The following is a 685-nucleotide window of genomic DNA, read 5'->3' as shown; positions in this document are numbered from 1 at the left end:
CGCAGGACGACGATGCGGTCGAGCTGCATTTCTGGGTCAAGGACACCGGCATCGGCATGAGCAAGGAGCAGAGCGCCCGCCTGTTCGAAGCCTTCAACCAGGCCGACGCCTCGACGACCCGCCGCTACGGCGGCACCGGGCTGGGCCTGGCGATCTCGAAGAACCTGGTCGAGATGATGGGCGGGAAGCTGTGGGTCGAGAGCGAGCTGGGGCGCGGCTCGATCTTCCACTTCCGGGCACGCTTCGGCGTGCAGAAGAACCCCTACCCCTATCGCATGTTCTACGCCGACGAGCTGCGCGGCGTGCGTGTCCTGGTGGTGGACGACAACGCCTCGGCGCGCGAGATCCTGGCGGGCATGACCCGCTCCTTCGGGCTCGACACCGACGTCGTCGGCACCGGCGCCGAGGCCCTCGACAAGATCGGTGCCGCGGTCGAGGCGGGCCAGCCCTACAGTCTGCTCTTGCTCGACTGGAAGATGCCCGGAATGGACGGCGTCGAGACCGTCCGCCGGGTCGAGGCCCTGTACCCCTTCTCCATCCCCGCCATCGTGATGGTGACCGCCTACGGCCGCGACGGAGTGATGACCCGCATCGAGAAGAGCGGCGTGGAGGTCAAGAACGTCCTCAACAAGCCCACCTCGCCGTCGACCCTGCTGGAGGCCATCGGCCGCGCCCTCGACAAGGG

The 685-nt window shown here is 67.9% G+C and carries 1 protein-coding gene; it reads left to right on the top strand.

Annotated elements, in window-relative coordinates; genetic code table 11:
- Positions 1–685: ATP-binding protein (locus tag L6Q67_RS23805; RefSeq protein WP_296576079.1), on the top strand; the 685-nt coding region annotated here is incomplete at both ends.

Origin of the sequence: Zoogloea sp., assembly GCF_023150065.1 — a bacterium.
Lineage (GTDB): Bacteria > Pseudomonadota > Gammaproteobacteria > Burkholderiales > Rhodocyclaceae > Zoogloea.
Note: the sequence above shows the minus strand (reverse complement) of the source record. Positions and strands in the feature narration are given on the sequence as shown.